The organism is Rhodococcus sp. (in: high G+C Gram-positive bacteria), from assembly GCF_049286785.1.
Lineage (GTDB): Bacteria > Actinomycetota > Actinomycetes > Mycobacteriales > Mycobacteriaceae > Rhodococcus_F.
Map to the genome: position 1 here is coordinate 1 of NZ_JBAQEO010000773.1, position 3,412 is coordinate 3,412.

2 protein-coding genes are annotated in these 3,412 nt (G+C 66.4%); one reads left to right on the forward strand and one right to left on the reverse strand.

Features of this window, described 5'->3' with window-relative positions:
• Positions 1-395: 395 nt before the first annotated feature.
• Entirely contained in the window at positions 396-2,204 is a 1,809-nt protein-coding gene (gene leuA / locus WAW17_RS27910) for a 2-isopropylmalate synthase (protein WP_422336105.1), read from the reverse strand.
• A gap of 204 nt (positions 2,205-2,408) precedes the next feature.
• Between leuA and WAW17_RS27915 the strand changes: the two genes are divergently transcribed.
• The coding region (locus WAW17_RS27915) for a hypothetical protein (protein WP_422336106.1) at positions 2,409-3,412 on the forward strand (1,004 nt) is incomplete at its 3' end.

The following is a 3,412-nucleotide window of genomic DNA, read 5'->3' on the forward strand; positions in this document are numbered from 1 at the left end:
GACCCGAGGACACCTACCAACGTGGATGAGCTGGCATCCGGGCCAGCGGATCACCCATGCCCGCCACAGGCATCCCACGCCGAGCGAACCTAGAAACCCCACGAAATCACACATCCACGGATTCAGGTTAAGAGCTCTTTGTCAAGCGTTCGAGTAGGTGCGTGTCGGGTGCAGTCGGGGGTTCACGGCTTCCCGACGGGGGCGAGCAGCACCTTCCGCCAGCTTCTTTCTATAACCCGCTGTCACAGAGTTTTCTTTCGACGCGGGTGTCGATTCGTCCACTGTCGCCGACCTTTCATGCCCGAGTTACCGGTGATTCAACTCGGCGTCGGGGTAAACGCCGCTGCCCCGCAGACGTGCGTCTGCGGGGCAGCGGAGATTATGAACCGATCGGATCAGTGCGCGCGGTTGACCGCGGAGACGACCGCCCGCAGTGACGCGGTAGTGATCGACGTCGCGATGCCGACACCCCACACAACAGTGTTCCGTCCGTCGGGCGCCGTCACGGCGCACTCGACGTAGGCGGCGGCCTGTGCGTCGTCGCCGGCCGACATGGCGTGCTCCGAGTAATCGAGCACGCGTACGTCGAAGTCGATGGTCGAGAGAGCGTCCACGAATGCGGCGAGCGGGCCGTTTCCGGAACCGGAAATCTCCTGCTCCTTGCCGTCCACCTTCACGATCGCGGTGATGGAGTCGGTGCCGCCGTCCTCCTCGGACGCGGTGACCTTCTGCTTCATCCGCTCGAGCGGACGCACGGGGGCCAGGTACTCCTCGTGGAAGACGTCCCACATCTCCTTGGGCGACACCTCGCCGCCCTCACCGTCGGTGATCTTCTGCACGGCCTGCGAGAACTCGATCTGCAGGCGGCGCGGCAGCACCAGCCCGTGGTCGGCCTTCATGATGTAGGCGACGCCACCCTTGCCGGACTGCGAGTTCACCCGGATCACGGCCTCGTACGTGCGGCCCACGTCCTTGGGGTCGATCGGCAGGTAGGGAACGGCCCAGACGATGTCGTCCACGTCGGAGTCCTGGGAGTCGGCGTCGAACTTCATGGCGTCGAGGCCCTTGTTGATGGCGTCCTGGTGGCTGCCGGAGAAGGCGGTGTAGACCAGGTCGCCGCCGTACGGGTGGCGCTCATGGACGGGCAGTTGGTTGCAGTACTCGACGGTGCGCCGGATCTCGTCGATGTTCGAGAAGTCGATCTGCGGGTCGACGCCGCGGGTGAACATGTTCAGGCCCAGCGTGACCAGACACACGTTGCCGGTGCGCTCACCGTTTCCGAACAGGCAGCCCTCGATGCGGTCGGCGCCGGCCTGGTAGCCCAGCTCGGCCGCCGCGACACCGGTGCCGCGGTCGTTGTGCGGGTGCAGCGACAAGATCACCGAGTCGCGGCGCGCCAAGTTGCGATGCATCCACTCGATGGAGTCGGCGTAGACGTTCGCGGTGGCCATCTCGACCGTGGCGGGCAGGTTCAGGATCACCGGGTTCTCGGGCGTGGGCTGCAGCACCGCGGTCACCGCATCGCACACTTCCTTCGCGTACTCGAGCTCGGTGCCCGTGTAGGACTCGGGCGAGTACTCCCAGCGCCACTGCGTGTCGGGATGGTTCTTCGCCTCCGCGACTACGAGTTCCGCGGCGTCCGTGGCGATCTTCTTGACGACGTCCCGCTCGGCCTTGAACACCACCCGCCGCTGCAGGATGGAGGTGGAGTTGTAGAAGTGCACGATCACCTTGTTGGCGCCCTCGCACGCCTCGAAGGTGCGCTTGATCAGTTCGGGCCGTGACTGGGTGAGCACCTGGATGGTGACATCATCCGGAATCGCGCCGTCTTCGATGATCTCGCGGACGAAGTCGAAGTCCGTCTGGCTGGCAGAGGGGAACCCGACCTCGATCTCCTTGTAGCCCATCCGGACCAGCAGCTCGAACATGCGGCGCTTACGGGCGGGGCTCATGGGGTCGATCAGTGCCTGGTTGCCGTCACGGAGATCGACGGCACACCACTGCGGGGCACGGTCGATCACCTTGTCGGGCCAGGTGCGGTCGGGCAGGGATACCGGTTCGACCTCTTCCGCGAAGGAGCGGTACCGGAAGGTGGGCATCGACGAGTTCTTCTGCGTGTTCCACGCAGGCTGGTCGGCGGGAGCGGGCTTGGACGGCGGCGTGATCAGTCGCGATCCGGAAGTGAAGGCGTCAGCGGGGGACATGGGATTGATCTCCAGGTTCGAAGAGGACTTTGTGGGTCCAACGGCTGTGTCGACCGGCGCACAAAGAACCCCGCGACGGGTAGCCAGTCTGGATCAGACCCCGTCGCGGCAACCAAGGAGGAGTGCGCGCTGCATACAAGCACTGTACTCCTGAGCGTAAAGTTCGCGTGCCGGGGTTCGGGACTCGAATCGATTTTCGGGGGTGTGGTGGCTCGCAGCGTGAGGGTGGCGGAGGCACTGGCGATCGGCCTGCTCGGGATCGCGGCGGTGTCGTGTGGCGGGGTGATTGCGGGGTCGCCGCAGGTTGTCGCCGCAGGTCAGCCTGTCTACGGTCAGCCCGTGAGTGAACTGGACCGCGCTGAACTGGCGGTCGCCGCGAGGGCTCGGGCGATCGCCGCGTGCGGGGTGCTCGACCGGAACGTGGCCGCCACGTTCGGTGAGCTCACCGCCTACGGCCCCGTCGGCGACCTCTCGACCTGCCACGCCGAGCTGATTCCTCCGGGTGGCGCTCCCGCGGCCCCGGCTTGGGTGGAAGTGGTGGTGGGCGAGCACTTGCCGCCGGAGCGGACCGGCGTCGCCCGGGCGGAGGGCGGAGTGGAGGTACGTCCGGCGCTCGATGCGCTTCCCGGAACATGCACCCTCTATTTCGCGCTGCCGTCAGATGCCGAGCGGGCGCCCGCACGCTGGGGGCACGTGTCGTATCTGGACGGTTCGGGCGGCGTCGGCGACTCCGGCGGCGGCGACGACTGCGCGGAAGCCTGGACGGTGGTCCGGTCGGCAGCAACGCGTCTGAACTCGGCCCCGCCCGATTCGGCGAAAATCCCTCTGATGCAGCAGGATCCGTGTCGTACGGTCGAGCGTCTGCGCGAACGCGGCGTCGAATCGTTCGCGCCCGGCAGTCGCCCGTTCGAATGCCTGATCACATTGCGGGGCGGGCAGGAAGCGGCAGTGCGGTTCGGGCTGTCGCCCGAGCCGCCGCAGACGGGCGGCGCCGAGGAGGTCATGCTCGGCGGGAACGCTTTCCGGCACTTCCAGGACGCCCGTGAGTGCCACTACTACTTCTATCCGGGTGACGTGCTCGACGCCAATCTGCCGTCCAGTCCGGTGAACGAACGTGAAAAATACGGCAACAGGGTGACGGCGTCCGTCGAGGCCTCGGCGCCCGACTGCGATGATGCCCGAACCCTGGTCCTCACATCGTCCGAGAT

Bases quoted from the DNA above. Each gene is read 5' to 3' on its own strand.
- leuA (WP_422336105.1), bottom strand. From the start codon at position 2,204: ATGTCCCCCGCTGACGCCTTCACTTCCGGATCGCGACTGATCACGCCG.